The 26,447-nt window shown below is 65.6% G+C and carries 25 protein-coding genes and 1 pseudogene; 11 read left to right on the top strand and 15 right to left on the bottom strand.

The window, feature by feature from the left end; all coding sequences use genetic code 11:
- Nucleotides 1-75 precede the first annotated feature (75 nt).
- A complete protein-coding gene (locus AU192_RS14350; RefSeq protein WP_064397167.1) occupies nucleotides 76-1,047 on the top strand; it encodes an NADPH:quinone oxidoreductase family protein in 972 nt (323 codons plus the stop codon).
- Between the two features lie 9 nt (nucleotides 1,048-1,056).
- Here AU192_RS14350 and AU192_RS14345 read toward each other — a convergent pair whose 3' ends face one another.
- From AU192_RS14345 to AU192_RS14330, 4 genes are all read right to left on the bottom strand, one after another.
- Nucleotides 1,057-2,136: a phosphotransferase gene (locus tag AU192_RS14345; RefSeq protein ID WP_064397165.1), complete on the bottom strand. Its 1,080-nt coding sequence runs from the start codon at nucleotides 2,134-2,136 to the stop codon at nucleotides 1,057-1,059.
- A gap of 8 nt (nucleotides 2,137-2,144) precedes the next feature.
- Nucleotides 2,145-2,981 (bottom strand): mycofactocin-coupled SDR family oxidoreductase, encoded by an 837-nt coding sequence (locus AU192_RS14340; RefSeq protein WP_064397164.1) that lies wholly within the window; start codon nucleotides 2,979-2,981, stop codon nucleotides 2,145-2,147.
- A 40-nt stretch (nucleotides 2,982-3,021) separates the two neighbouring features.
- The gene (locus tag AU192_RS14335) at nucleotides 3,022-4,152 is read right to left on the bottom strand and encodes a cytochrome P450 (RefSeq protein WP_233151298.1); all 1,131 of its coding nucleotides are present in this window, start codon (nucleotides 4,150-4,152) and stop codon (nucleotides 3,022-3,024) included.
- Nucleotides 4,153-4,462: 310 nt separating this feature from the next.
- Nucleotides 4,463-5,179: a TetR/AcrR family transcriptional regulator gene (locus AU192_RS14330; protein ID WP_082693919.1), complete on the bottom strand. Its 717-nt coding sequence runs from the start codon at nucleotides 5,177-5,179 to the stop codon at nucleotides 4,463-4,465.
- A gap of 122 nt (nucleotides 5,180-5,301) precedes the next feature.
- On the opposite strand from AU192_RS14330, the gene AU192_RS14325 reads away from it, so the two are divergent.
- Nucleotides 5,302-6,477 carry an acyl-CoA dehydrogenase family protein gene (locus AU192_RS14325; protein ID WP_064397158.1) on the top strand — a complete coding sequence of 392 codons (1,176 nt, stop codon included), beginning with the start codon at nucleotides 5,302-5,304 and terminating at the stop codon, nucleotides 6,475-6,477.
- A 12-nt stretch (nucleotides 6,478-6,489) separates the two neighbouring features.
- Nucleotides 6,490-7,272, top strand: a complete 783-nt coding sequence (locus AU192_RS14320; RefSeq protein WP_064346535.1) for an enoyl-CoA hydratase — start codon at nucleotides 6,490-6,492, stop codon at nucleotides 7,270-7,272.
- Nucleotides 7,273-7,363: 91 nt separating this feature from the next.
- On the opposite strand, the gene AU192_RS14315 is transcribed toward AU192_RS14320, so the two are convergent.
- The 8 genes from AU192_RS14315 to AU192_RS14280 all read right to left on the bottom strand — a co-directional run bounded on the left by AU192_RS14315 (nucleotide 7,364) and on the right by AU192_RS14280 (nucleotide 14,233).
- A complete protein-coding gene (locus AU192_RS14315; RefSeq protein ID WP_064397156.1) occupies nucleotides 7,364-8,251 on the bottom strand; it encodes a type IV toxin-antitoxin system AbiEi family antitoxin domain-containing protein in 888 nt (295 codons plus the stop codon).
- Nucleotides 8,252-8,420: 169 nt separating this feature from the next.
- Nucleotides 8,421-9,188, bottom strand: coding sequence for an acyl-CoA dehydrogenase family protein (locus AU192_RS14310; protein ID WP_064397454.1), 768 nt, complete (start codon nucleotides 9,186-9,188; stop codon nucleotides 8,421-8,423).
- A gap of 36 nt (nucleotides 9,189-9,224) precedes the next feature.
- Nucleotides 9,225-10,346, bottom strand: a complete 1,122-nt coding sequence (locus tag AU192_RS14305; protein ID WP_064397154.1) for an acyl-CoA dehydrogenase family protein — start codon at nucleotides 10,344-10,346, stop codon at nucleotides 9,225-9,227.
- Nucleotides 10,343-10,771: a nuclear transport factor 2 family protein gene (locus AU192_RS14300; protein WP_064397152.1), complete on the bottom strand. Its 429-nt coding sequence runs from the start codon at nucleotides 10,769-10,771 to the stop codon at nucleotides 10,343-10,345. Before AU192_RS14300 ends, AU192_RS14305 begins: the two co-directional genes overlap by 4 nt.
- On the bottom strand, nucleotides 10,758-11,972 hold the full coding sequence (locus AU192_RS14295; protein ID WP_064397151.1) for a metal-dependent hydrolase family protein: 1,215 nt from the start codon (nucleotides 11,970-11,972) through the stop codon (nucleotides 10,758-10,760). The genes AU192_RS14300 and AU192_RS14295 overlap by 14 nt, the downstream gene beginning before the upstream one ends.
- A gap of 65 nt (nucleotides 11,973-12,037) precedes the next feature.
- Complete coding sequence (locus tag AU192_RS14290; RefSeq protein ID WP_064346540.1) at nucleotides 12,038-12,367, bottom strand: hypothetical protein; 330 nt, start codon at nucleotides 12,365-12,367, stop codon at nucleotides 12,038-12,040.
- Entirely contained in the window at nucleotides 12,360-13,688 is a 1,329-nt protein-coding gene (locus AU192_RS14285; RefSeq protein ID WP_064397149.1) for an aromatic ring-hydroxylating oxygenase subunit alpha, read from the bottom strand. The genes AU192_RS14290 and AU192_RS14285 overlap by 8 nt, the downstream gene beginning before the upstream one ends.
- A gap of 5 nt (nucleotides 13,689-13,693) precedes the next feature.
- Nucleotides 13,694-14,233 carry a carboxymuconolactone decarboxylase family protein gene (locus AU192_RS14280; RefSeq protein ID WP_064397452.1) on the bottom strand — a complete coding sequence of 180 codons (540 nt, stop codon included), beginning with the start codon at nucleotides 14,231-14,233 and terminating at the stop codon, nucleotides 13,694-13,696.
- A gap of 260 nt (nucleotides 14,234-14,493) precedes the next feature.
- Between AU192_RS14280 and AU192_RS14275 the strand changes: the two genes are divergently transcribed.
- From AU192_RS14275 to AU192_RS14245, 7 genes are all read left to right on the top strand, one after another.
- Nucleotides 14,494-15,789, top strand: coding sequence for an amidohydrolase family protein (locus AU192_RS14275; protein ID WP_064397147.1), 1,296 nt, complete (start codon nucleotides 14,494-14,496; stop codon nucleotides 15,787-15,789).
- 140 nt (nucleotides 15,790-15,929) lie between these two features.
- Nucleotides 15,930-17,108, top strand: coding sequence for an acyl-CoA dehydrogenase family protein (locus tag AU192_RS14270; protein WP_064397145.1), 1,179 nt, complete (start codon nucleotides 15,930-15,932; stop codon nucleotides 17,106-17,108).
- Nucleotides 17,109-17,125: 17 nt separating this feature from the next.
- Entirely contained in the window at nucleotides 17,126-17,884 is a 759-nt protein-coding gene (locus tag AU192_RS14265) for an SDR family NAD(P)-dependent oxidoreductase (RefSeq protein ID WP_064397144.1), read from the top strand.
- On the top strand, nucleotides 17,881-19,101 hold the full coding sequence (locus AU192_RS14260; RefSeq protein ID WP_082695018.1) for a CaiB/BaiF CoA transferase family protein: 1,221 nt from the start codon (nucleotides 17,881-17,883) through the stop codon (nucleotides 19,099-19,101). The genes AU192_RS14265 and AU192_RS14260 overlap by 4 nt, the downstream gene beginning before the upstream one ends.
- 5 nt (nucleotides 19,102-19,106) lie before the next feature.
- Nucleotides 19,107-19,901: an enoyl-CoA hydratase/isomerase family protein gene (locus AU192_RS14255; protein ID WP_094286430.1), complete on the top strand. Its 795-nt coding sequence runs from the start codon at nucleotides 19,107-19,109 to the stop codon at nucleotides 19,899-19,901.
- Complete coding sequence (locus AU192_RS14250; RefSeq protein WP_064397141.1) at nucleotides 19,894-21,039, top strand: thiolase family protein; 1,146 nt, start codon at nucleotides 19,894-19,896, stop codon at nucleotides 21,037-21,039. Before AU192_RS14255 ends, AU192_RS14250 begins: the two co-directional genes overlap by 8 nt.
- Nucleotides 21,040-21,120: 81 nt before the next feature.
- The gene (locus AU192_RS14245) at nucleotides 21,121-22,278 is read left to right on the top strand and encodes an acyl-CoA dehydrogenase family protein (protein WP_064397139.1); all 1,158 of its coding nucleotides are present in this window, start codon (nucleotides 21,121-21,123) and stop codon (nucleotides 22,276-22,278) included.
- Between the two features lie 65 nt (nucleotides 22,279-22,343).
- Here AU192_RS14245 and AU192_RS14240 read toward each other — a convergent pair.
- From AU192_RS14240 to AU192_RS14230, 3 genes and pseudogenes are all read right to left on the bottom strand, one after another.
- A pseudogene (locus tag AU192_RS14240) lies at nucleotides 22,344-23,238 on the bottom strand (TIGR03619 family F420-dependent LLM class oxidoreductase).
- 101 nt (nucleotides 23,239-23,339) lie between these two features.
- A complete protein-coding gene (locus AU192_RS14235) occupies nucleotides 23,340-24,179 on the bottom strand; it encodes a mycofactocin-coupled SDR family oxidoreductase (RefSeq protein ID WP_064397137.1) in 840 nt (279 codons plus the stop codon).
- A gap of 116 nt (nucleotides 24,180-24,295) precedes the next feature.
- The gene (locus tag AU192_RS14230) at nucleotides 24,296-24,910 is read right to left on the bottom strand and encodes a TetR/AcrR family transcriptional regulator (protein WP_064397134.1); all 615 of its coding nucleotides are present in this window, start codon (nucleotides 24,908-24,910) and stop codon (nucleotides 24,296-24,298) included.
- Nucleotides 24,911-25,033: 123 nt separating this feature from the next.
- Here AU192_RS14230 and AU192_RS14225 point away from each other — a divergent pair, with 123 nt between their 5' ends.
- Nucleotides 25,034-26,323, top strand: a complete 1,290-nt coding sequence (locus AU192_RS14225; protein WP_064397132.1) for a cytochrome P450 — start codon at nucleotides 25,034-25,036, stop codon at nucleotides 26,321-26,323.
- The last annotated feature ends 124 nt before the right edge of the window (nucleotides 26,324-26,447 follow it).

The following is a 26,447-nucleotide window of genomic DNA, read 5'->3' as shown; positions in this document are numbered from 1 at the left end:
GGGGGGTTTCGGTAAGCGGGCAGCCAGCGCCTGTCCCTGGCTATTGTTAGTAGGTCGAACGATTGGAGTGGGCCGATGAGGGCGATCGTGTGCCGGGAGTACTGCCAGCCCGAAGATCTGGTGCTCGACGAACTTCCCGATCCGACACCGGAACCCGGCCAGGTTGTGATTAGGGTGCGCGCGGCCGCGGTCAACTATCCCGACGTGTTGTTGATCGGCGGCAATTACCAGGTCAAGGTGCCGCCACCGTTCAGCCCCGGCAGCGAGATGGCAGGAGAGGTGATCGCCGTCGGTGACGGCGTCGACTGCCGCGTCGGTTCCCGAGTGACGGCGACGACATTCGTCGGCGCCTTCGCCGAGCAGGCGGTGGTGGACGCACGCGCGGTGTCGCCGATTCCGGACGGCGTCGAGTACGCCGTAGCCGCCGCGTTCGGCGTCACTTATAAGACCGCGTTCTACACCTTGCGTACCGTCGCGCCGGTGCAACCGGGTGACTGGGTCGTCGTGCTCGGTGCCGCGGGGGGCGTCGGACTCGCCGCGGTCGACATCGCGCGACTGCTCGGCGGCAGGGTGCTGGCGGCGGCTTCGGGTCAAGAGAAGCTCGATCTGTGCCGCGAGCGCGGCGCCGAAGCGTGTGTGGACTACGACCGCGAAAGTCTGCGTGATCGAATCAAGGAGATCACCGGCGGGGCCCGCGCCCAGATCGTCGTCGACCCCGTCGGCGGACCGTACTCCCTGCCCGCGCTGCGCGGCCTCGGGCGGGGCGGAACCTTCGTCACGCTCGGCTACGCGGCCGGCGAGATCCCATCTGTTCCGCTCAATCTGGTTCTACTGAAAGGTATTACAGTCCGCGGCATGGAGATCCGAACCTTTGCGTCGGACTACCCGGAAGAGGTGGTACGCGACGACGAGGAACTACACGCCCTGTACGCCGAGGGCAAGCTCCGTCCCCACATCGGCGCCCGGTTTGCGCTCGAGGACGCCGCGGCCGCGTTGCGTCACGTCGCCGAGCGCAGGGCATTGGGCAAGGTCGTCATCGACATCTAGGTCGTGCGCCTAGTCCAGAGCAGCCAGCGCGGCGCGGGTGTCGAGGTCGATGAACGCCGCCGAATACCGTTGCGCCAGCGCCAGACAGATGTCGGCGCCTTGCCATGCGTCGCCGCCGGAGAGCGTCGCCATCCAGATGGCCAGCCCGTGTGCGACCGACGCGCGGTACCGCAGCCACACTTCCTCGGCCGATGGGAGCTCGGCGGCGGGCAGGGTGAGCGCTGCGCGGTACTCGTCGAGCAGGTCGCGCTCGGCCCGCCTGCGGTCCTCGATCGTCAGCGCCCCCTGCAGGAAGTAGCCGAGATCCAGGGACCAGTTGCCGCGCCGCGCCATCTGCCAGTCCAGGAACCCCACCTCGTCATCGGGCAGCACGTAGGTGTTGCCGATGTGCGGATCGCCGTGCAGCAGGGTCGGGGCGGACGTCGAGGATCCAGTCAGGGTGCCGATGTAGCGGGCCCAGATGTCGACGAACAAATCGGTGCCGCTGAGGCCGAGTATCTGAGAGGAGACGGTGTCGCCCAGTCGATCGCGGGCGATGTCGAGCGGCGCATGCTCGAGTCCTTCGAACGCCACGAACGGCTCGAGCCAGTCCAGCGCCGGGTTCGCGGTCAGCCGCTCACCCCAGAACTGGCTGTGCATACGTGCCAACCCACGGACGCCGTTGGCGACCTGCTCGACCGACATCGGCCGGGTGGAGTCGCGTGGATCGGCGCCGCGCGCGACGACGTCCTCCATGATCATCACGAAGTTCGAGCCGGGCTCGTCGATCAACGCGGCGTAGACGGTCGGATGGTCAAGCGGCAGCAACACACCCGAGCTGAACAGCCGCGGTTCGTGGAACAAGCCGCTGGTGAGAGCGACCAGCTCGGCGTGGTCGGGGTCGACGGCCTTGGCGAACACCGTCTTCGGGCCCGACCCCGTCGAATACTTCAGTGCCAGCCGCGCCCGGCGATTGGTGCCGTCGTCGCGCAGCGCGACGCTGACGTCCTCGACGGTGGCGCCCGGGAAGTGCTTCCCGAGCGCGGCCGTCATCCACCCCGGTGTGATCTCCTCCCAACTGCGCGGAAGCGACAGCTCGGCAGCGGTCATCTGGGTGCCTACTTGAGGCAGCTGCCGCCGTCGACCGGCAGCGTCACCCCGGTGATGTAGCGGCTCTCGTCGGAGGCCAGGAACAGCACGGCGTTGGCGATGTCCTCGGGCTCCACCCAGCCGATCGGCAGCGTGTGCATCATCTGCGCGACGACCTTCATGTCGTCGGGGCCCGGGTTCTCCAGGTCGGGACGGAACAGCTTCATCGTCCCCTCGTTCATGTACAGCGGCGTGTTGACATTGGTCGGATGCACGGAGTTGACGCGGATGTTCTGTGCGCCGAGCTCGACCGCGAACGTCCGCATCAGGCCCACCACACCGTGTTTCGCGGCAACGTAATGGCCCGTGTGCGGGTAGGCCTTCAGGCCGCCGACCGAGCTGGTCAGGATGATCGAACCGCCGCGGCCGCCGGCCAGGATGTGTGGCACGCCCGCCTTGACGCTCTTCCAGACGCCGGAGAGGTTGACGTCGATCATGTCCGTCCAGTCGCCTTCACTGGTCTTGTCCAGCGTGGCTCCGCCGTTGCCGATGCCGGCATTGGCGACGATGATGTCCAGCCGGCCGAGCTGCTCAACACCTGTGTCGACGGCGGACTTGAGCGCATCGAAGTCGCGGACGTCGACCTCGGCGGTGTAGATGCGGCGGTTGAGGCCCTTCACCAGATCGGCGGTCTCGGCGAGGTCTTCGGGCGTGGACAGTGGGATCTGCACGCTGTCGATCTGCTTGCAGATGTCGACGGCGATGATATCGGCGCCTTCCTGCGCCAGCCGTACGGCATGGGCGCGGCCCTGGCCGCGGGCGGCGCCGGTGATGAAAGCGACCTTGCCTTCAACGCGTCCGGTCATCGGTTACCTCAATTCGTTGTCGTAACAGGGGGTTTGGGTTCTACTTCGAGTTGACAAAGGTGGGCATGGTTTCCCAGCCGCGGACCGCGGTGGTCGGCGATGGGCGCGCGTTGGGCCAATCGACCTCCCAGGTCGGGAACCTCTTGAGGATTTCCTCGAGCGCGATCCGGCCCTCCAGGCGTGCCAGCGCGTTACCCATGCAGAAGTGGGTTCCGGCACCGAACGTCATGTGCGAGTGCAGTTCTCGGTGGATATCAAAGACGTCGCCGTTCGGCGGGAAGCGGCGATGGTCGCGATTGGCCGCGCCCACCAGCATCAGCATCGCCGATCCCTCGGGGACCGTTTGGCCGTAGTACTCCACATCGCGGGTCACGTACCGGGCGATCTGCAGCGCCGGCGGTTCCCAGCGCAGGATCTCCTCGATCGCTTGCGGGATGAGCGCTGGGTCGGCGACCAATTCGGCGCGCTGGTCGGGGTAGTCGGCGAGTGTCTTGCCGGCCCAACCGATCAAGCGCGTGGTCGTCTCGCTGCCCGCGGTGGCGATGACCGTCAGGTACATCAGCAGTTCTTCCCGGCGCAGTCTGCGACGGGTGCCGGTTTCGTCTTCGAACTCGGCGTTGAGCAGGTCGGTCATGATGTCGTCGGAGGGATGCTCGGTGCGGTAGTCGATGAATTCGGCGAACACCTCACCGCTGGCCATCAGATCGACTGAGTCGCTCTGCAACGTCGCCTCACCGTGCTCGGTGACGCGGCGCTGGTCGGCTTCCGGTATGCCCAAGAGCATTCCGATGACGCGCATCGGCATCTGCGCGCCGAGATCGTTGACGAAGTCGAATTTGTCCGTGCCGGTCAACGGGTCCAGGCAACCGGCGGTGAACTCGCGGATCTGGGGTTCCAGCGCCTGCACCTTCCGCGGGGTGAACACCCGGGACAGCAGGTTGCGGTGGATGTTGTGGATCGGGGGATCTTCGAAAATCAGTGTGCCCGGGGGGATCTCCATCCCCGATTTGATGATCTCGAGCAATGCGCCGCGACCCGAGATGAAGGTCTGGTGGTCGATGACGGCCTTGTTGACATCCTCGAACCGGCTCAACGCGTAGAAGTCGTGTTTGGCGTTGTAGTACAGCGGGGCCTCTTCGCGCAGGCGCGCGAAGACCGCGTACGGGTTCATGTTGAGCTCGACGCTGTACGGGTCGTAGTACAACTCGTCCTGTTCCGCATCGTGTACGTCGGGATTTTCAGCGCTGATCGTCACCGGATCGCCTCTCGCCGGTCAGGTCGCATAAGACAGTGGGCTGGCATTTGTCTCACAACTCTGGCATTCGCTCCGAAGGAGTGTCAATACGGGATTCAAAACGGAATATTTAAGCTCTTCGCTCAGAAGAATACGATTCTCCGCACGAGTTGTCAGGCTCGGTTTCGGGGCGCGGTGGGAACGAGAACGCGATTCTCGCGCCAGAGGTGAGAACGGAGTTCTCCGCCTACTTGGCGGCAAATCCGTGCGAGACGAAGTCCCAGACCTCGTCGGCGGTGATCGGGTGCGTGGTGCCGTCCTCGGCACCGTTGGACTGGGCCACGAACATGACCGTCTGCATGGTCATGGCCGCCATCCGCTTCGGGTTGATGCCCTCCCGCAGCTGGCCTGCCTCACCGGCCTCTTCCATCAGCTCGGTCAGCAGCGCGAGCAGCGGCGCGTGTGCGATCTTGACCTCGGCGGGGTGCGAGAGCAGGAGCCGAGGGGCGAAGTCGGTGAACAGCGGGCGTTTGGCCGTCGGGTCCGGACGCGAGGATTCGAAGAGCAACTGCACGGCGACCTTCAGCCGCTCGATCGGCTCGTCCTCGGTGGTGGTGGCTGCGCGGATTTGGTCCGCCGACCGGCTCAGTGCGTCCTCGAAAAGGGCCAACAGCAACTCGTGCTTACCGTCGAACTGCAGGTAGAAGCTGCGTAGCGATTGCCGCGAGCGATCGACGACCTCTTGGACGGTGAAGTCGGTACTGCCCTTTTCGATGATGATCGCCTGCGCGGCGTCCAGGAAGCGCTGTACGCGTTGCGCGGCCCGTAGCTTCGCGGTTTTGATCGACCGTTCGACCGCGCGCTGCTTCCAGGCAGGCTCCTCGCTGGGGCTTGTCACCGGCGGCTCAGACGCCGGCCGGGTGGGGAGAACATGAACTGACTGTACCGGAGAACGTCTCGCCATTGCGGTCCTCGACCCCCTCGCGGCCAACGTGTCAGAGATTGTAACTTTCTCACGATGAGAATAGTATTCTCATTTTGGAGATAACAATAGTCCTACCAAAGATTTGATCCGGCGGGAGTCCCGTGCAGCTCACCTTCGATGCTGATGTCGAGGCGTTCCGCGCCGAATTCAACGCCTTCCTCGACCAACATCTTCCCCCCGATGCCGTCGCCCTGGAGCGGTCGCGGTCCAGCAGCGACGTGCCGGGCTGGGCCCGGGACTGGCAACGGCTGATGTTCGACAACGGATGGCTGCTGCCCGGCTACCCGCCGGAGTTCGGCGGGCGCAACGCGACGATCCTGCAGCAGTACGTCCATCAAGAGGAACTGGCGCGCAGGCGGGTGTATCTGACCTACAACGTGCAGGGCGTCGGGATCATCTCGGCATCGCTGATCTCGTTCGGGACACCCGAACAGCAGCAGCGCTGGGCGGTGCCGATCCTTCGCGCGGAGATCACCGCGTCGCTGGGGATGAGTGAACCGGGCGCGGGATCGGACCTGGCGTCGCTGCGCACCACCGCGGTGCGCGACGGGGACCATTTCGTCGTCAACGGGCAGAAGGTGTGGACCTCGGGGGCACACGACGCCGACGTCCTGCTGACATTCGTTCGTACCGATCCGAAAGCGGCCAAGCACAAGGGCATCAGCGTGCTGATGATCCCGACGAACCTGCCGGGGGTGGTGCGACGTCCATTCGCGTCGCTGTGCGGCAACGACGACCTGGATTTCAACGAGGTCTTCTTCAACGACGTCCGGGTGCCCGCCGAGAACCTGGTGGGACCGTTGAACGAGGGTTGGCGGGTCGCCAACGGCTCGCTCGGGCACGAGCGAAACATGCTGTGGCTCAGCTATGCGGACCGCCTGCAGGAACTGGTCGAAGATTTCCGTCCCATCTCCGCACTCGATCGCGACCGGTATGCCGAGCTGGTGATGGACAACCAGGCGTTGCGCCTGCTCGGCTCGGTGGCACTCGCCCGTGCCGCGCGCGGCGATGAGGATGTGCCCGCCCTGTCGGTGCTCAAACTGCTCGGCTCGGAGGCGTCGCAGTCGGCGGCCGAGTACGCGCTGGCCGCCGCGGGGACCGACGCGCTGCCCGCGCCGAACTTTTCCGGCCCATACAGCGCACAGCATCTGGAGCTGTACCGGTGCGGGTGGTTCGAACGCTACGTTCGCACCTTCGGCGGCACGATCGCCGGCGGCACCTCAGAGATTCAACGCAACATCATCGCCCAGCGCTTGCTGGGACTGCCTCGAAACTAAAAGGACTGCACCGTGTACATCGAATACGAGGTCGCCGACCGCATCGCGACCATCACCCTGAACCGGCCAGAGGCCGCCAACGCGCAGAACCCGGAACTGCTCGACGAACTCGACGGGGCGTGGACCCGCGCGGCCGAGGATCCCGAGGTGTCGGTGATCGTGTTGCGCGCCAATGGGAAGCACTTCTCGGCCGGGCACGATTTACGCGGCGGGGGACCGGTCCCGGACAAGATCACGCTGGAGTTCATCATCCAGCACGAGGCCAAGCGCTATCTGGAGTACACGCTGCGCTGGCGCAATGTGCCCAAGCCGTCGATCGCCGCCGTTCAGGGCCGCTGCATCTCCGGTGGCCTGCTGTTGTGCTGGCCGTGCGATCTGATCATCGCCGCCGACGACGCCCAGTTCTCGGACCCGGTGGTGCTGATGGGCATCGGCGGCGTCGAATACCACGGACACACTTGGGAACTCGGACCGCGCAAGGCCAAGGAGATCCTGTTCACCGGCCGCGCTATGACGGCCGAGGAGGTCGCGGCCACCGGCATGGTGAACAAGGTGGTGCCTCGCGACCAGCTCGACTCGGAGACCAGGGCGATGGCCGAGCAGATCGCCAAGATGTCACCGTTCGCGCTGCGCCAAGCCAAGCGTGCGGTGAACCAGACGCTCGACGTGCAGGGGTTCTACGCCGCCATCCAGTCGGTGTTCGACATCCACCAGACCGGCCACGGAAACGCGCTGAGTGTCGGTGGATGGCCGGTGCTGGTGAACCTCGACGAGATGAAGGCCAGCATCCAGTAACCCTTTGTGCCGCGAGCGCGCGTTACCTTTGTGCCGCGAGCGTGCGTGTTTGCGCACGACACGCCGCGGATTTTCGACACTTTGCGCGCGCTCACGCGGCGCGAGCGTGACGAAGTTGTCGGTCGATCCTCGCTACGAATTCCGACGCCCGGTGTCGCACATCGTCGAAGACGATCGCGATGACGGTCCAGCCGACGTCCTGCAGGGCGAGTTGACGGCGACGGTCATTGCGCAGCGCATCGGGTTCGGTGTGCCAATCGATGCCGTCATACTCGACCGCGACGCCGAAGTCGGGCCATGCGAAGTCAAGACGCCGTAGCTGTCCGTTGCCGTCGACAACCTCGTACTGCAGTTCGGGCAGCGGCAAGCCACCGTCGGTCATCGCCAGCCGCGCTTCGCTTTCCATCGGTGACTCGGCGCGCGCGTCGGCGAGAGGCAGAAGGTCGCGCACCGCGACAATGCCGCGCCGACCGGCCTGTCGAATTGCCGCGCGCCACAACTCGGCCCGGGTGCACGTGCCCGAGCGGAGTGCAGCGTCGAGCGTCGCGAGTGCGCGGGGCCGACGCAGTGCGCGGGCCACTTCGATTGCAGTCCACGCCGGGGAAGTGGCGATCCGCCCGGCGGTTTGCACCAGCGGCGCACCGTCGCGGCGGTGCACGATCACACCGTCTGCCGACCGCAACTGGTGGCCGGGCGGATTGAGGACGTGAAGTTCAGCGGGTTCCTCGGTGTCGAAGCCGAACAGGGCGGCCGCAGTCGACAGGCATACCGGAACGGTTGTGCCGCACGAGAGGTCCAGGCCGCGCAGCCGCAGGTCGTCCGTCGGCTCGCCGAGACAGTAGATACCGTGACAGAGTCGCTCCAGATACTTGGCTTTCAGTATCGATTCGAACGTGTACCTGGGAATGATCGCCAGAATCTGGCCGGTGGTCGCCACGCCACCTTGCTCATCGAACAACTGCCTCAGGGCGGTATCCATGACCGCAATCGTCACGCCGACGCATCAACACCTCGGCCGCGAAGAACACGGTTGTGGATGAATCTGGTGTTGTGCACGGTCGGTGGTTCGCGAGCGTGCGCGAAGCGTCGAAATTCCGCGGCGTGTCGTGTGCAGACACGCACGCTCGCGGAACGAGGAGACCGGCGGGCTACAGGTGGGCGAGTCTCGGGACTGAGCCTCTGGCCCGCAGGCCGGCTCCGGCCCTCTTGGTGAGTTCGCGTGAGCTACCGAGCAATCCGTCGAGCACGAGGGCCCGCTTGATGTGCCGGTGCAGATCGTGTTCGGCGGTGAAGCCGATGCCGCCGAGCACCTGCTGGCAGTGCTTGGCCGCCGTCATCGCCGCTTTGCCGGCCGCCGCCTTGGCCAGCATCGCCGTGAGGTCCGCACTCTCCGTTCCCGGCAGGCCCAGCGTCGCCTCGGCGCCCTCGATCGCAACGAGCGTCTCGGCCAGCCGGTGCCGGATCGCCTGGAACGACGCGATCGGCTTACCGAACTGGACGCGATCCAGTGCGTGCTGACGGGCCAGTGCGAGCATTCCGCGTGCCGAACCGACCAGCCACCAGCCCACCGCGCGACGGGCCTCGCCCATCCGCATCAACTCGCCGTCGGGCACGCGGCGAAGCGGCAGGTCACCCAGCGTCGGCTCGGTGTTGGCCGTGCGCTCCCACACCACCCAGCCACCGCCGGTGTACGGCATCGGCGGTGTGCCGCCGGGCAGTCCGCCGATGGTCTCCAGCAGCACATCGTTGAGAACGGAAGCGTGCGAACCGGTTTCGCCCAGCAGCCGGAACACCAGCGGAATCGCCTGGTCGGGCGTGTCGGCCAGCATCTCGGCCCAGCCGAGTTCCGCGAGTGCCGCGTCCAACTCCGCCCCGGAGACCGACAGCATCGTCTTGCGCAGGGTGTCCTCGAGCATCGCCAGTGATTCGGCGTCCAAACCGGATTCCACTCCTCACTCCTTACCGAGATCGAGCAGGCGACGGGCGATGATGTTGCGTTGCACCTCGGCGGTTCCGCCGTAGATGCTTGCCGCTCGCGAATACAGGTACTCGGTCCGCCAGGTGTTGTCGTCGAGTTCGATGCGACCGGGCAGCAGATCGCGCACGGTGTCGTAGAGCCGCTGTTCGGCGCCTGCCAGCAGTACCTTGTCGATCGAGGTGTCCGCGCCCAGTTTCTGTCCCTCGCCCAGCCGGTGCTGGGTGGCGCGCGAACGGCAGCGCAACGTGTGCAATGCCAGGTACACCTCGCCGAGGTCGGAATCCGACGCGGTGCCAAGGCCTTTGACTTCGTTGACGAGATCGTCGAAGCGCGAGTACAGGTAGGCGATGCGCTGCCAGAAGCAGGTGGAACGCTCGTAGGGGAGCAGGTCCATCGCCAGCTTCCAACCGTCCCCGGGATTGCCCAGCATGCGATCCGCAGGCACCACGACGTCGTCGAAGTACACCTCGCAGAACTCGTCGACGTCGTGCATGGTGCGCAACGGGCGCACCGAGACACCCGGGGAATCGAGGTCGACGAAGAACGCGGTGATCGCCTCGTGATTGGGCGTGTTCGTATCGCCGGTGCGGGTGAGCAGGATGCACCGCGTCGCGTACTGCGCGAAACTGGTCCACACCTTCTGGCCGTTGATCACCCAGTTGTCACCTTGGGGCACAGCGCGGGTCGTCAACGACGCCAGGTCACTGCCCGAACCGGGTTCGGAAAAGCCTTGGCACCATGACTCTTGACCCGACAGCAACCGCGGCACCATCTCGGCGGCCAGTTCGGGCCGCGCGTAATCGATCATGGTCGGTGTCAGCACGTCGAGCATCGAGTACGGGCCCGGATGGTCGAGACCGCGTCCGACGACCTCCTCGCCGACGATGGCGCGCAGGATGTCGGGGCCGCCCAGCCCGCCGGCCGACTCCGGCCAGCCGTAGCGCATCCAGTCCGCGTCGTACAACGCCTTGAGCACTCGCAGGTGCTGGGCTTGATGCGCGTCGAGCGAGTCGTCGTCGGAAGGGGTCAGGTCGTTGGCGTCGAGCCATTCCCGCAGTGCGGTACGGAACGCGGCCGGCTCGAAGAGCTCTGTCATCCTGCTTCCGGCCTTCCGATCGCGTGAGGTCGGCCGGAGTCGTGGTCGCCGCTGCGCCGAATGAACGTCATGGCACGGGTTTTCAGCCGCCAGCCCTCGTCGGTGCGGACGTAAGTGTCGTTGTAATAGCCGATGCGCATGTCGTGCTTGGAATGCTCGATGAAGCACAGCGGCTGGGTGCCCGACGCCTTGTCGGGGTCGTCGGGGTCGAGGTGGACCAGCGACGTGCCGGTCATGAACAGGCCCTTGGGTGCGGCCTCGACCAGCTCGGGGAACCGGTTGAGCGTGTAGGTGGAGCCGAACGCGCTGTACGTCCCGTCGGGGGTGAACACCGATGTCAGGCCCTCGATGTCGCCCTGGGTGATGGTGACGGCGTACTTGGCCAGCAGCTGCTGGATCTCGACGAGATCGTCAGTTCGAGTCATGTCGGAAGACCTTACCGCCCTTCATTACAAAGTTGACATCCCGTGTAACCCCTATGTCGGTCAGGGGATCGCCGGGGACCGCGATGATGTCCGCGAGGTACCCCTCGGCAATGCGACCCAGGTCGGTTCTGTCAATCAGATCGGCGGCGACGACGGTCGCCGCGCGTAGCACGGCGGCGGGTGGCATACCCCAGTCCACCAACGTGACGAGCTCGTCGGCGTTCTTGCCGTGCGGAATGGCCGGGGCGTCGGTGCCGACCGCGATCTTCACGCCCGCTTCGTATGCGGCCTTGATTGACGTACGCGCCTTGGGGAACATTTCGGCGGCCTTGTCCTGCAGCGCTTTCGGAGCCCGGGACACATCCATGGCCTCGGCGAGGCGGCGCGTGGTCACCAGCCATCGGTCGTTGTCGATGAGCATCTGGATGGCTTCGTCGTCCATCAGGAAGCCGTGCTCGATACAGTCGATACCGCATGCGACGGCGTGCTTGACCGCCTCGGCTCCGTGGGTGTGCGCGGCCACCTTCAGCCCACGCCGGTGTGCCTCGTCGACGATGGCCCGCAGTTCCTCGTCCGAATAGTGTTGTGCGCCAGCCTCTCCGGTCAGCGACATCACACCGCCGGATACGCAGACCTTGATCAGCTGCGCGCCGTGCTTGATCTGGTAGCGCACCGCCTTGCGGATCTCGTCGACGCCGTTGGCGATGCCCTCCTCGACCGTCAGTTCCAGCGCGCCGGGCATGAACGCGGCGAACATCGTCGGATCGAGGTGCCCCCCGGTCGGGGTGATCGCGTGGCCCGCCGGGATCACCCGCGGACCATCGATCCAGCCCGCGTCGATCGCCTTGCCCAGCGCGACGTCGAGCAGGTACCCGCCGGTCTTGACGAACAACCCGAGGTTGCGAACCGTGGTGAAACCCGCTCGCAAGGTGCGTCGCGCATTGCCGACGGCCCGCAGCACCCGCGTCGCGGGGTCGTCCTGGACCTGGGACAGGCCGGGGTTCTCGCCCCGGCCGCCCATCAGGAGGTTGACCTCCATGTCCATCAGACCGGGCAGCAGGATGGCGTCACCGAGATCGATGACGTCGCCCTCGGCTGAGCCACCGACGCCCACAATGCGGTCGTCGTCGATCCGGACGATTCCCGGCCGGACGATCTCGCCGGCGTCGACGTCGAGGAGACCCGCGGCTTTGAGGGTCACTGCGCTCGGCGATGTGGGGGCACCGCCCGCTTGCGGGGGACCGCTTGCGCGAAGAGCGGACAACGTCAGACCACCGGCTCCCGGATGCAGGTGATGTAGGTGGCTCCGCTGTCGAGCACGCGCGGCTGCTTCCACACCTCGATCGGGAACGACACGTTGACCAGCGACTGCATCATGTGGATGAGAGCCTTTGCGTCATCGGGCATTCCGTCCAGCGGGAAGCGGGCGTCGCAGTACTCCATGACGGCCTCGAGGCGCTCCATGCCGGCGTCGTAGAACTCCTGCATCTCCTCCATCGTCGAGGACAGGCGCTTCTGGTAGCGCTCCTCTTCGGTGGGCAGGCACCAGTCGGTGAACCGCTCCAGGTCGGCGAATTCTTCCGGCAGCTTAGGCATTGATCGCGTCCTTCTCGCTCGCGGTTGCGGCGGCCTGTCCATTGGTGAGGCCCTTTTCCTTCTTGTAGGCGTTCACGTGGTCCCACGCGGTTTTGTGCAGGTGACGCAACAGCACCTCCTGGTCGCACAACGGGAAGTCCTTGACGACACGGGTGTTGATCATCGTCTGGGTGGCTTCGAGGGTGTTGGCGTCCTGGAACGCGTACTCCTTGAACGTCACGGCCGCAAGCTCGTGGGCGAGCCGCTCGCGCGTGTTCGTCGCGGGGACAAAGTACAGGGTGCACTCGAAGATGTGCTTGTCCACGTCGGTGGGCCAGTAGTGGTAGGTCAGGTACCAACCCGGCGCCCACAGCAGCAGCGTGAAGTTCGGGAAGAACTCGAAGGAGTCCTGACCCCAGGCGTGGTGCCGCGATGGGTTGACCGCAGGCGGAAGTTCTTCGGGCAGAATGCCCTTGATCTTCGGCCGGTCCCACGGTCCGAACAGGCCGCTGTGCAGGATCCGTTCGATGGGCTTGACCATGTTTATGTCCTTCGGCGGGCTCATCCCGCCCCACGAGGACACCATGGAGTGCCTGCCCTTGATGTCGTAGGCCAGTGCCTCGAAGCCGTAGCTGGCGAGCTTCTCGGCCTCCTCCTTGACCGCCTGCTTCATGTGCAGGATCGGAGCGTGATAGAACTCGACGAACGCGTCGATGAACAGCTTCCAGTTCGAGTTGACCTCGGCCCGATAGGAATACGTCTCGGTCATCTCGTGGAAGGGATAACCCTCCAGCCCCTTGGCGAAGTCGCCCAGGTATTCGGTGAGGGGTTCGGCGTCGTTGTCGAAGTTGATGAAGATGAAGCCTTCCCACACTTCGCAACGCACCGGCACCAACCCGTAGTCGGCCTTGTCGACGTCGAAGAACTCGCCCTCCTGCTGGATGAAGGTCAGATCCCCCTTGAGGTTGTAGCGCCAGGCGTGGTACTTGCAGGTGAACTGGCGGCACGTGCCCGAGACCTCTTCGCCGGGGTAGTCGTTCCACACCAGCTTGTTTCCGCGATGGCGGCACATGTTGTGGAATGCGCGCACCTCGTCGCCGTCCTTGACGATGATCACCGAGGTGCCCGCGCCCGCCGACGGCATCTCGCGCGTGAAGTAGCTGCCCTTCTTGGGAAGCCGCTCCACTCGTCCCACGTTGAGCCAGCACTTGCGGAAGATGGCCTGCTGCTCGAGCTTCCACTGCTCCGGGTCGATCGAATCGGTGTAGTCGACCGGTGCGGTGCCCAGTTCGGGCCAGTGCTCGGTCCAGCTACCCTCTTCTGGTTTCGGGAAAAATGCCACGATGTCTACCTCTCTGCGAGATTTTCGGCGTCTGGTTCTACGCCGAAAGTGTTGATGGCCATGGCCAGTGCGCCATAGCAGCCGATGGTGAAGACGAGGTCCATCAGCTGACGTTCCTCGAGGTGTTCGGACAGGGCGGCCCACGTCGCGTCGGAGACATTGGCGCTGTCCTGAAGTTCGTCGACCGCACGCAGTACGGCCCGGTCGAGCTCATCTGATGCCTCACCCCGTTGGACGGCGTCGATGACGTCGTCCGTCAGGCCCTCGTCGCGCCCCATTTCGACGTGGTGTCGCCACTCGTACTCGCACTCGGTCAGATGCGCGACGCGTAGGACCGCCAACTCGCGCAGCCGCGGCGGCAGTGTCGACCCGTACAGCAGGTGGAAGTTGAAACGCAGGAAGGCGCGGGTCAGCTTCGGATGGCGGACCATCGTCGCCAGCAGATTGCCCGCCCGTTCGGGATTGCGCCGTTCGGGAGACATGCTCGACAGTGCCTGCTCGACGGCATCGTCCCACTCCTGTGCGGGTAGCGGCGGCACGCGCAAGGCGCCTCCTTCCTGTGTGCTCTCGGCGATGAGAATCAGGTTCTCATATTTCGCCAATAGATTTCCACCTTTCGCGCCGACGGTCAACGCCGGAGGTCATCGACGGTGGTCACGAGGCTGCCTCTCCGAACCTAACTGCCCTGACAGGAGGCCATAGGGTGGTTTTCGGACATGGATTCTCGTAGGGTGAGAAGATAGTTTCCTCACATCGGGCACAGTCCGGATAGCTAGCCTCGGGGGACGCGACGAAAGGAACGGGCATGAACAAGGACGACATGATCTTGATCAGCGTTGATGATCACATCGTCGAACCGCCCGACATGTTCAAGAACCACCTGCCCAAGAAGTACATCGACGAGGCCCCGCGGTTGGTGCACAACCCCGACGGTTCGGACACCTGGCAGTTCCGCGACACGGTGATCCCGAACGTTGCGCTCAACGCGGTAGCGGGCCGTCCGAAAGAGGAGTACGGCCTGGAACCGCAGGGTCTCGACGAGATCCGGCCCGGCTGCTGGCAGGTCGACGAGCGAGTCAAGGACATGAACGCCGGCGGCATCCTTGGCTCGATGTGCTTCCCCTCGTTCCCCGGCTTCGCGGGCCGGTTGTTCGCCACCGAGGATCAGGAGTTCTCGCTGGCGCTGGTGAAGGCCTACAACGACTGGCACGTCGAGGAGTGGTGCGGGGCCTACCCGGCGCGGTTCATCCCGATGACGCTGCCGGTGATCTGGGATCCGGTGGAGTGCGCCAACGAGATCCGGCGCAACGCTGAGCGCGGTGTGCATTCGTTGACGTTCACCGAGAACCCCTCGGCCATGGGGTATCCGAGCTTCCACGATTTCGACCATTGGAAGCCGATGTGGGACGCGTTGGTCGACACCGAGACCGTGCTCAACGTGCACATCGGTTCTTCGGGGCGGTTGGCGATCACCGCTCCGGATGCGCCGATGGATGTGATGATCACGCTGCAGCCGATGAACATCGTCCAAGCCGCCGCAGATCTGTTGTGGTCGCGCCCGATCAAGGAGTACCCGACGCTCAAGATCGCGTTGAGCGAGGGCGGGACGGGTTGGATCCCATACTTCCTGGAGCGGGTCGATCGCACCTATGAGATGCACTCGACGTGGACGGGGCAGGACTTCGGGGGCAAGCTGCCCAGTGAGGTGTTCCGCGAGCACTTCCTGACCTGTTTCATCGCCGATCCGGTCGGGGTGGCCACCCGCAACGCGATCGGGATCGACAACATCTGCTGGGAGGCCGACTACCCGCACAGCGACTCGATGTGGCCCGGCGCGCCCGAGCAGCTCGACGAGGTGCTCACCGCCAACAACGTGCCCGACGACGAGATCAACAAGATGACGTTCGAGAACGCGATGCGCTGGTATCACTGGGATCCGTTCACCCACATCACCCGCGAACAAGCCACCGTGGGTGCCCTGCGCAAAGCCGCCGAGGGCCACGACGTCTCGATCCAGGCCCTGTCGAAGAAGGAAAAGACCGGCGCGTCGTTCGCGGACTTCGCGGCCAGCGCCAAGCAGGTGACGGGCAACAAGGACTAAAGAGGTCTGCAAGTATCGGAAGTTCCGGCCGCGGGGCCGGAAGGAGCGTCTATCAGTGCGCCGGTGCGGAAGCTGCGTTCACGCGCCGGCGCACTGCTCTGCGAGACGATGACAAGAGGAGAACCACCGTGCCCGGCGGGATGAGTTTCGAGCTGACCGAGGACCAGGAGCTGATCCGCAAGTCCGTCCGTGAGTTGGCGAGCAAGTTCGACGACCACTATTGGATGGAAAAGGACCTCGCGCACGAATTCCCGCGAGAGTTCTACGATGCGATCGCCAAGGGCGGCTGGCTCGGGATGACGATCCCCGAGGAGTACGGCGGGCACGGCCTGGGCATCACCGAGGCGACGTTGTTGCTCGAGGAGGTGTCGCGCTCCGGGGCCGCAATGAACGGCGCCAGCGCCATCCATCTGTCGATCTTCGGGATGCAACCCGTCGTCAAGCACGGCTCCGACGAGCTCAAAGCCGAGACGCTGCCGCGGATCGTCAACGGTGATCTGCATGTGTGCTTCGGCGTCACCGAACCGGGTGCGGGGCTGGACACCTCGCGCATTACCACCTTCGCCAAGCGCGAAGGTGACAAGTACCGGGTCAACGGGCGCAAGGTGTGGATCTCCAAAGCGCTGGAGTCGGAGAAGATTCTGCTGCTGACTCGGACCGAGACGCCGGCCGACCTAGAAAAACGCGGCGCCAAGAAGACCGACGGGATGACCCTGTTCCTCACCGACCTCGATCCCGACCACGTCGACATCCGGCCCATCAAGAAGATGGGGCGCAACGCGGTCAGCTCCAACGAGGTGTTCATCGACGACCTGATGGTGCCCGTCGAGCACCGGGTCGGCGAAGAAGGCAAGGGCTTCAAGTACATCCTGGACGGCCTCAACCCCGAGAGGATGCTGATCGCGGCTGAGGCGCTGGGCATTGGTCGGGTCGCGCTGGAGAAGGCCGTGAAGTACGGCAACGAGCGGCATGTGTTCAACCGGCCGATCGGCATGAACCAGGGCCTGCAGTTCCCGCTGGCCGACTCGCTGGCCCGCCTCGATGCGGCCGAGTTGGTGTTGCGCAAGGCCACCTGGCTCTACGACAACGGCAAAGCGTGTGGGCGCGAAGCCAATACGGCCAAGTACCTGTGTGCTGACGCCGGTTTCGGCGCGGCCGACCGGGCCCTGCAATTGCACGGCGGCATGGGTTACTCGGAGGAGTACCACGTTTCCCGCTACTTCCGCGAGTCGCGGCTGATGAAGATCGCACCCGTGAGCCAGGAGATGATCCTCAACTTCCTCGGCGAGCACGTTCTCGGGCTGCCGCGCAGCTACTGACGATGGAGTCCTGACTGATGGTCAACTATTTCGACTTGTCGGGCCGGTCGGCCCTGGTGACCGGCGGGGCCGGCGGTATCGGCTCGGCCGTCGCGCAGGCCCTGGCCGACGCGGGCGCCGCGGTGCTCGTCACCGACATCGATAAGGACGCCGCAGCTGCGGTGGCGCAACGCATTTCAGCCGGCGGTGGGCGCGCCGAGGCCGCCGCCCTTGACGTCGCCGACCGGGAGTCCGCCGACGCGGCTGCCGCACAGGCGGCCGCTCTGGCCGACGGTGCCCTGCACATCGTCATCAACAACGCGGGCGTGACCAAGCCGGCGATGTTCGAGAAGACGACGCAGGAGTCGTTCCGCCTGTTGTTCGACATCCACGTGATGGGCGCGTTCAACGTCACGCAGGCCGCGCTGCCGCACATCCCGACCGACGGCACCGGCCGCATCGTCAACGTCACCTCGGCGGCCGGCCTGACGGGCACGCTCGGCCAGGTCAACTACTCGGCGGCCAAGGCGGGCATCATCGGATTCACCAAATCCCTTGCGCGCGAATTGGCGACCAAGAAGATCATGGTCAACGCGCTGGCTCCGCTGGCCGCGACACCGATGACCGAGACCATCCGCACCAACGAGAAGTTCTCGGCGAACATGATGAACCGCATCCCGATGAAGCGGTGGGCGGATCCCGAGGAGGTCGCCGGCGCGTTCGTGTTCATGGCGTCCGACGCCGCGTCCTACATCACCGGACAGGTGCTGCCGGTCGACGGCGGAATGGTGATGTGAACGCCGCAGCGCCACTGAGCGGCGTCACGGTCGTCGCGATGGAGCAAGCCGTGGCGGCGCCGATGTGTACCCGGGTGCTCGCCGACTTCGGCGCCCGGGTGATCAAGGTGGAGAACCCCAACGGTGGTGACTTCGCCCGCGACTACGACGACGTCGTCAATGGCCCCGGTGGGTTGGCCGCGCACTTCGTCTGGTGCAACCGCGGCAAGGAGTCGGTGACGCTGAACACCAAGGCGCCCGAGGGCATGGACCTTCTGCACCGCCTGTTGGATCGGGCGGACGCGTTCGTGTCCAACCTCGCGCCGGGCGCCACCGCGCGGATGGGCCTGGCCCCCGCCGACCTGGCCACCCGTCATCCCAACGTGATTCCGGTCGAGATCGACGGGTACGGACCCGGTGGGCCGATCTCCCACAAGCGGGCGTACGACCTTCTCGTACAAGCGGAGTCGGGATCCTGCGCGGTCACCGGCTACCCGGGAATGCCGGCCAAACCGGGACCGGCGATGGCCGACTTCTCGACGGGCCTGTACGCGGCGATCTCCATCCTGGCGCTGCTGGTCGGACGAGGCAGGGGTAACGACGCGGCCACGAGTCCGTCGGTGGCGCTGAGCCTGTTCGACGTGATGACCGACGTGATGGGTTATCAGTTGACCTACACCCAGCATTCGGGCATCGACCAGGAACCGCTCGGCGTCGGCTCACCCGCGGTCGCGCCCTACGGGGCGTTCCCGACGCGGGACGGTCAGACGGTGGTGCTCGGCACCACCAACGACCGGGAATGGCAGCGGGTGGCCCGCGAGATCATCGACCGCCCCGACCTCGCCGACGATCCCCGCTTCGCCACCAACCCCGACCGGTGCGCCCACCGCGAGATCCTCGAGGAGGCCATTGGAACCTGGTGCGCTCAACGTGATCTCGCCGAAATTCAGAAGATCGCCGACGACGCCGGAATCGGTAACTCGCGGTACAACGTGCCCAGCGAGGTCGTCGCGCATCCCCACCTCACCGCTCGAGACCGGTGGCGCACGGTCGCGACCCCCAAGGGCGACATCCGCGCGCTGCGCCCACCGCCGGTGATCACCGGCTTCGAACAACCGATGGGGGCGGTGCCCGGTCTGGGTCAGCACACCGACGCCGTCCTCGGCGAATTGGGCCTCACGGCGGAGGATCTCGCGCGGTTACGCGCGGACGGAGTGATCGGGCCCGCGTACTCGTGAGCGATGTGCTGTTGACCTCCGACAGCGACGGGGTGCGCACCCTGACGCTGAACCGGCCGGACCGTAAGAACGCGATCAACGCGCAGCTGTGGGAGGAACTGGCCGATGCGCTGCGGGTGGCCGCCCGTGACACCGCACTGCGCGCATTGGTCATCACCGGTGCTGGTGGGGCGTTCTGCTCGGGCGCCGACATCGGCGTACCCGAGGACATCCACCCGCGGCACAAGCTGCGTCGGCTCACCGACGTCGCGCTCGCGCTGCACGAACTGTCCGTGCCCACCATCGCCAAGGTGACCGGGGTCGCGGTCGGGGCCGGCTGGAACCTGGCGCTGGGTTGTGACTTCGTGGTGGCGACACCGGAAGCGCGCTTCTGCCAGATCTTTTCGAAGCGCGGCCTGTCGGTGGACCTCGGCGGATCATGGCTGCTGCCGAAGCTGGTGGGTCTGCAACAAGCGAAGCGCCTGGTGCTGTTGGCCGACATGATCGACGCCGAGGAGGCCCGCGTGCTGGGCTTGGTCACCTGGGTGAGACCCACGGACGAGATCGACGGCTTCGTCGCGGATCTGGCGGCACGGCTCGCAGCGGGCCCACCGGTCGCGTTGGCGCAGAGCAAGGCGCTGCTCAACGACGGAGCCAACGCGACACTGCGGGAGGCGCTGGCCAACGAGGCCCGCGCCCAACCGGCCAACTTCGCCACCGCGGATTCGACGGAGGCCTATGCCGCGTTCGCCGCCAAACGTGAGGCCGTATTTACTGGTCGATGGGCGCTGGGGCCCGGATCGGAGAAGAACAATGCGTGAAACCGTGATCGTGGAGGCCGTGCGCACGCCGGTCGGCAAGCGCAACGGCGGATTGTCGGAGATGCATGCCGCCGACCTGTCGGCGATTGTGCTCACCGCACTGGTGGAGCGTGCGGGTATCGACCCCGAGATCGTCGACGACGTGGTGTGGGGTTGCGTGTCTCAGGTCGGCGACCAGTCCAGCAACATCGGCCGCTATGCGGTGCTGGCGGCGGGTTGGCCCGAGACGATCCCCGGCACCACAGTCAACCGCGCCTGCGGGTCGAGCCAGCAGGCGCTGGATTTCGCCGTCCACGCGGTGATGTCGGGTCAGCAGGATGTCGTCGTCGCCGGCGGGGTCGAGGTGATGAGCCGGGTGCCACTCGGTTCGGCGCGCGCCACCGGAATGCCTTACGGGCCCAAGGTCCTCGAGCGCTACGGCGACTTCACCTTCAACCAGGGCATCTCGGCGGAGTTGATCGCCCAGAAGTGGGGCTTCTCGCGCACTCGGCTCGACGAGTACTCGGTGCGCTCACACGAATTGGCCGCCGCCGCGCAGGACAAGGGCGCGTTCGAATCGCAGCTGATGCCGGTGTTCACCGACGGTGAGCCCGTAGTGGCAGACGAAGGTGTGCGGCGGGGTAGCACGGTCGAGAAGCTCGCGGGGCTCAAGCCGGCGTTCAAGGACGACGGCGTCATCCATGCGGGCAACTCGTCGCAGATCTCCGACGGTGCCGCAGCACTGCTGGTGATGGCCGCCGACAACGCAGTGGCGCTGGGCCTGAACCCGATCGCGCGCTACCGCGCTGGTGCGGTCACCGGCGCCGACCCGGTGCTGATGCTGACCGGTCCGATCCCGGCGACGGAGAAGGTTCTGCACAAGGCCGGAGTGGCCCTCGACGAGGTCGGTGTGTTCGAGGTGAATGAGGCGTTCGCGCCGGTGCCGCTGGCTTGGCTGGCCGAGACCGGCGCCGACGAAAACAAACTCAACCCGCTCGGCGGGGCGATCGCATTGGGACATCCACTCGGAGCGTCGGGCGCGGTGCTGATGACGCGGATGCTCAACCACATGCGCGACAACGGGCTTCGGTTCGGCCTGCAGACCATGTGTGAGGGCGGCGGAACCGCCAACGCGACGTTGGTCGAACTCATCGCCTAGCGACCATCGCCTAGCGGCTTGATGAACCCATCGCTGGCGATGGTGACCCAACACGTCGCCTGACTTCACGGGAGGACCCGCGTGCAGAGAAGCCTGTTCACCGACGACCATGAGGCGTTTCGCGAACTCGCCCGTGACTTCGTCGAAAAGGAAGTGGTCCCGCACTATCCCGAGTGGGAGAAGGGCGGGCGCATGCCTCGCGAGGTGTTCAAACAGATGGGGTCGCTGGGCATGCTCGGCATGGCCATCCCTGAGGAGTACGGGGGAGGCGGTACCTCCGACTACCGCTACAACGTTGTGCTGCAAGAGGAGGCGGCTCGCGCACTGGTCACGCTGTCGACCGTGCGCACCCAACTCGAGGTGATCCTCCCGTACTTCCTGCACTACGCCAACGAGGAGCAACGGAAGCGGTGGTTTCCCGGGCTCGCCGCCGGTGAGCTTCTCACCGCCGTCGCGATGACGGAACCGGGCACCGGATCTGACCTCGCCGGTGTGCGTACCACCGCGGTGCGCGACGGCTCCGAGAACGGGGACTGGATTCTCAACGGCGCCAAGACGTTCATCACCGGTGGTATGCAGGCCGACCTCGTGATCGTCGTCGCGCGGACCTCGACCGACCCGGACAACCGGCGCAAGGGGCTCACGCTGTTCGTCGTCGAGGACGGAATGCAGGGCTTCACCCGAGGCCGCGAGCTGGAGAAGATGGGCTGCAAGGTCCAGGACACCGCCGAACTCTCGTTCGTCGACGTCCGCGTGCCCGCGGCCAACATGCTGGGCGTAGAAGGCGAGGCCTTCAGCTACCTCGGCCACAATCTTCCCCAGGAGCGGCTCACCGTCGCGGTCGGATCGGTCGCGCAGGCGCGCTCGGCGATCGCGGCTGCCATCGAGTACACCAAGAGCCGCAAGGCGTTCGGGACTCCGGTGGCGTCATTTCAGAACACGAAGTTCGAGCTGGCGGCCTGCTCGGCGGAGGTGGAAGCCGCACAGGCGATGCTGGACCGCGCGGTGGCCCTGCACGTCGACGGCGAGTTGTCGGGCGCGGATGCGGCCCGCGTGAAGCTGTTCTGCACCGAGATGCAGCAGCGAGTGGTGGACCGCTGTCTGCAGTTGTTCGGCGGCTACGGCTACATGATGGAGTATCCGATTGCGCGGTTGTACACCGACGCCCGCGTGGCGCGCATCTATGCCGGCACCAGTGAGGTGATGAAGGTGATCATCGCCAAGTCGCTCGGCCTTTAGCGATTTCGGTGCACTACCGGTCGCTGAGCGACACGTAGTGCACCGAAATACGTAGTGCACCGAAATCACTGGGGAAGCTGCGGTTTGATCTCTTCGATGACCCACTGCGCGTAGTCGAGGTACTCGTCGACGCCGCTCACGGGTGGTAGGGGACCCGCACTGACGGTGACGCCTTGTTGCGCGAGCCAGCCCAAGCGGTCGACGATCTCGGCGGCGCTCATGCCCGGCCGGCCATCGGGGTCGTCCTGCACGGTGTGGCCTTCGCCCACCCGGTTCGTTTGCAGCCCGTGCACCACGTCGAACGGGCGTCCGTCGTAGCCCGGCTGGGACTTGATGAAGTCGAGGCGCTCGGCGATCTTGTCGGGCGGGGTGAGAAACGACCACCAACCCGACGCGTACTTCGCCGCCCTGCGCAGGGCCGCGTCGGCATCGCCACCGATCCAGATCGGCGGATGCGGCTTCTGAATCGGCTTGGGCTCGAAGGCGATGTCATCGAAGGACACATACGTGCCGTCGAAGCTGGGCGAGTCACTGGTCCACAGTTCGACGATCGCAGCCAGATATTCGTCGGCGATGCGGCCGCGTTCGCGGAACGGCACACCGAGCAGGTCGAATTCGCGTTCCAGCCAGCCCACTCCGAACGTCACCATCATGCGGCCGCTGCTCATCCAGTCGGCGGTGGCCAGCGACTTCGCCAGCACGATCGGATGCTGCAGCGGCAGTATCGTGATGCACGAATTGAGCATGATGCGCTCGTGGCACCGGCGAGATACGCCTGCGCGACAGTCGACTGCAGATAGTGCGGACCGGACAGTTCGACGTGGTCGTTGGGGATCGCGAATGCTCGGGCACCGCGATCATGTCGTAGCCCCACTCGTCGGCGCACTTGGCCATCCGCGTCTGGTCGGCACCCGTCACCGATGCTTCCCACGGCTGCATCATGGCCTTGAGCCGCAGCATGTGCGGGAGGTTGAACACAAGCTTCACACGGACTCCTATTACGGGATTTGGGTGCACTTCGAGTCGCTGAGCGATACGTAGTGCACCGAAATCGCCCCGGGCTACTTGAGCATGCTGCCCGCATCGATCGTCACGGGAAGGCCCGTGATGTAGCGCGACTCGTCCGATGCGAGGAACAAAACGGCGTTGCTGACATCCTCGGGCTCCACCCAGCCGACCGGTAGCACGTGCATGAACTGTGCGGCGACGGCGAGATCCTCGGGTCCGGGGTTCTCGAGGTCGGGGCGGAACAGCTTCATGGTCCCCTCGTTCATGAACAGCGGCGTGTTCACGTTCGTGGGACAGACGGCGTTGACTCGGATCGAGTGCTGACCAAGTTCGACGGCGAATGTGCGCATCAAGCCGATCACGCCATGTTTGGCGGCGATGTAGTGGCCGGTATGGGGGTAGGGCTTGAGTCCGCCGACCGAGCTGGTGAGGATGATCGAACCGCCACGCCGGGCGGAAAGCATGTGGGGGACCGCGGCTTTCACGGTTTTCCACACGCCGGAGAGGTTGACGTCGATCATGTCGCGCCAGTCGTCTTCGCTGGTCTTGTCCAGCGTTGCGCCGCCGTTGCCGATGCCGGCGTTGGCGACGACGATGTCGAGTCGGCCCAACTGTTCGACGCCGCCGTCCACGACCGCCTTGAGTGCGTCGTAGTCACGTACGTCGACCTCGGCGGTGACGATGCGCCGGTTCAGGTTCTTGACGAGGTCGGCCGTCTCGGCGAGGTCATCGGGTGTCGCCCAGGGGATGTCGTCGTTGCTGGAGATCTGCTTGCAGACGTCCACCGCGATGATATCGGCGCCTTCTGCGGCGAGGCGCACCGCGTGGCTGCGGCCCTGACCCCGTGCCGCGCCGGTCACGAACGCGACTTTGCCCTCGACTCGTCCACCCATGTGTCCACCTTCTGGCCGCTCGAATTGATTGGTCGATCGATCAGGAGCGTGGCACCGATCGGCCCACGTGTCAACAGTCGGCCCTCATGAGAGGTCTTGCGCCCGTGGATGTCGCGTCAGCCAGGCGGAGGCCGCGACCCGCCGGTGGTCAACGATTCCTTCAGCGATTGCATCCAGCGCTGCATGAAGTCGCGCATCTCGTCGTGTCCGAGCGTGACGCCGACCGCATCCTCGTTGCACAGGCTGCGCGCGATCTGCACGATCAGCATCGAAACGGCGACCGGCGGATAGTCGTCGAGATCGACGCCGTGAGCACGCAGGGCCACCGTGACCGCGGCGGTCTCGATGTCGCGTACGCGCTCGGCGTATGTCTTCAGTTCGGCACGAATCACCTTTCGGTGGTTCGCCAACGCCATGAACTCGGTATTCAGGCCGGTCCGACGCAGATCGCTGTTGATCAGCCACAGCGTGCGCAACGGGTCGTCGTCGGTGAGCGCCGCGCGCATGTTCTCCAGGGACGCCTCCGCGCCTGCCCGCAACACCTCGACGAACAGGTCGTCCATCGTCGGGAAGTAGTAGTAGACCAGCGCCTGTTTGACGCCGGCTTCGGCGGCCACGCGTCGCGACGTCGCCGCGGCGTAACCCTCGTCGCGCATGACCTTCGCCGTGGCCTCGATGAGGCGTTGCCGTGCTCCCGCTTCGGCTGGTTTCACCTTTTCGGCGCGCGGCATCAACGACCCCCCGCCCGGATGCTTGACCCTCTGTCACGGCCCGTGATAGGCATGGCGCATCCTAACAGTTTGATCGATCGATCAGACTGCTTGCGGGCGCCAGAACCGGAAGGACGGCCGTCGATGACCGATCTCGCCTCGGTGGACTACTTCTCCGACCATGCGATCAGTCAGGACCCCTATGACTACTGGGACCACCTTCGCGGGCAGGGACCGGTGTTTCGGGAACCCAACTACGGCGTCGTGGCCGTCACCGGCTACGCCGAAGTGGTGGCGGCCTTCAAGGATCACGACTCCTTCTCGGCGGTGAACGCGATTGGCGGGCCATTCCCGCCGCTGCCGTTCGTCCCCGACGGCGACGACATCACCGACCAGATCGAGGCGCACCGCCATCTGTTTCCCATCCACGAACACATGGTCGTGATGGACCCGCCGGCTCACGAGCGGGCCCGGTCGCTGCTGACCAAACTCCTGACACCACGCAGGCTCAAGGAGAACGAGGACTACATGTGGCAGCTGGTCGACAGGCAGATCGACCAGATCATCGGCTCGGACTCCGAAGAAGGGCGCTGCGAGTTCCTTTCCGAATACGCCAAGCCCTTCGCCACATCGGCAATCATCGACCTGCTCGGCGTGCCCGAGGAGGACCGCCCGGACTTCCTGGCCGCGCTCGGTGTCGAGGAGCGCTACGGCACCCGCGTCGGCGCGCTCGACGGCGCCCCGGTGGGGCGCGACCCGCTGCAGTATCTCGACGACAAGTTCGCCGGCTATCTCGCCGAGCGTCGCCGCGAACCGCGCGGCGACGTGCTGTCGGGGATGGCCACGGCGGTGTACCCCGACGGTTCGACACCGTCGCTGATCGAGGTGGTCAAGCCGGCGACGTTCCTGTTCGCCGCGGGGCAGGAGACCGTCACCAAGCTGCTCAGCGCGGCGGTGCAGACCCTCGGGGACCGGCCGGACTTCCAGCAGATGCTGCGCGAGCACCCCGAGCGGATACCGGCGTTCATCGAAGAGGCGCTGCGCATGCACTCACCGACCAAGGTCGACTTCCGGCTCGTCCGCAAGAGCACCACGCTGGGCGGGGTGCCGCTGAAGGCCGGCACGATCGTGATGCTGTGCCTCGGCGCGGCCAACCGAGACCCGCGCAAGTTCGACGATCCGCACGAGTTCCGACCGGACCGAAAGAACGTGCGCGAGCACATCGCGTTCGGTCGGGGGATCCACTCGTGTGCGGGCGCGCCGCTGGCGCGAGTGGAGGGCCGCATCACCGTGCAGAGGTTGCTCGAATGCATGCGCGACATCCGGATCAGCGAGTCGGCGCACGGTCCGGCCGGTGCGCGCCGCTACAGCTACGAGCCGACCTTTTTGCTGCGCGGGCTGACCGAGCTGCACATCGAGTTCACGCGTCGATGACCCCGCCGCTCGCACACCCCACCGAAACAGGCGCTGACCTGGCGATGTGACAGCGGTCTAAACCCAATTTGGCTGAGACGCTTGTCACAGCGCTCAAACCTACCTACTGTGTGTTCACTAGGTT

This window comes from Mycobacterium lehmannii, assembly GCF_001499925.1.
Taxonomy (GTDB): Bacteria; Actinomycetota; Actinomycetes; order Mycobacteriales; family Mycobacteriaceae; genus Mycobacterium; species Mycobacterium lehmannii.
Note: the sequence above shows the minus strand (reverse complement) of the source record. Positions and strands in the feature narration are given on the sequence as shown.

Excerpts from the sequence above, each read along its gene's own strand:
- AU192_RS14340 (WP_064397164.1), bottom strand. The coding sequence starts at position 2,981 with ATGACCGGACGCGTTGAAGGCAAGGTCGCTTTCATCACCGGCGCCGCC.
- AU192_RS14235 (WP_064397137.1), bottom strand. The coding sequence starts at position 24,179 with ATGGGTGGACGAGTCGAGGGCAAAGTCGCGTTCGTGACCGGCGCGGCA.
- AU192_RS14225 (WP_064397132.1), top strand. The coding sequence starts at position 25,034 with ATGACCGATCTCGCCTCGGTGGACTACTTCTCCGACCATGCGATCAGT.
- AU192_RS14330 (WP_082693919.1), bottom strand. The coding sequence starts at position 5,179 with ATGGCGAGACGTTCTCCGGTACAGTCAGTTCATGTTCTCCCCACCCGG.
- AU192_RS14305 (WP_064397154.1), bottom strand. The coding sequence starts at position 10,346 with ATGACAGAGCTCTTCGAGCCGGCCGCGTTCCGTACCGCACTGCGGGAA.
- AU192_RS14270 (WP_064397145.1), top strand. The coding sequence starts at position 15,930 with ATGAGTTTCGAGCTGACCGAGGACCAGGAGCTGATCCGCAAGTCCGTC.
- AU192_RS14350 (WP_064397167.1), top strand. The coding sequence starts at position 76 with ATGAGGGCGATCGTGTGCCGGGAGTACTGCCAGCCCGAAGATCTGGTG.
- AU192_RS14275 (WP_064397147.1), top strand. The coding sequence starts at position 14,494 with ATGAACAAGGACGACATGATCTTGATCAGCGTTGATGATCACATCGTC.
- AU192_RS14250 (WP_064397141.1), top strand. The coding sequence starts at position 19,894 with ATGCGTGAAACCGTGATCGTGGAGGCCGTGCGCACGCCGGTCGGCAAG.
- AU192_RS14300 (WP_064397152.1), bottom strand. The coding sequence starts at position 10,771 with ATGACTCGAACTGACGATCTCGTCGAGATCCAGCAGCTGCTGGCCAAG.
- AU192_RS14290 (WP_064346540.1), bottom strand. The coding sequence starts at position 12,367 with ATGCCTAAGCTGCCGGAAGAATTCGCCGACCTGGAGCGGTTCACCGAC.
- AU192_RS14345 (WP_064397165.1), bottom strand. The coding sequence starts at position 2,136 with ATGACCGCTGCCGAGCTGTCGCTTCCGCGCAGTTGGGAGGAGATCACA.
- AU192_RS14310 (WP_064397454.1), bottom strand. The coding sequence starts at position 9,188 with ATGCTCGAGGACACCCTGCGCAAGACGATGCTGTCGGTCTCCGGGGCG.
- AU192_RS14265 (WP_064397144.1), top strand. The coding sequence starts at position 17,126 with ATGGTCAACTATTTCGACTTGTCGGGCCGGTCGGCCCTGGTGACCGGC.
- AU192_RS14335 (WP_233151298.1), bottom strand. The coding sequence starts at position 4,152 with ATGAACCCGTACGCGGTCTTCGCGCGCCTGCGCGAAGAGGCCCCGCTG.
- AU192_RS14230 (WP_064397134.1), bottom strand. The coding sequence starts at position 24,910 with ATGCCGCGCGCCGAAAAGGTGAAACCAGCCGAAGCGGGAGCACGGCAA.
- AU192_RS14315 (WP_064397156.1), bottom strand. The coding sequence starts at position 8,251 with ATGGATACCGCCCTGAGGCAGTTGTTCGATGAGCAAGGTGGCGTGGCG.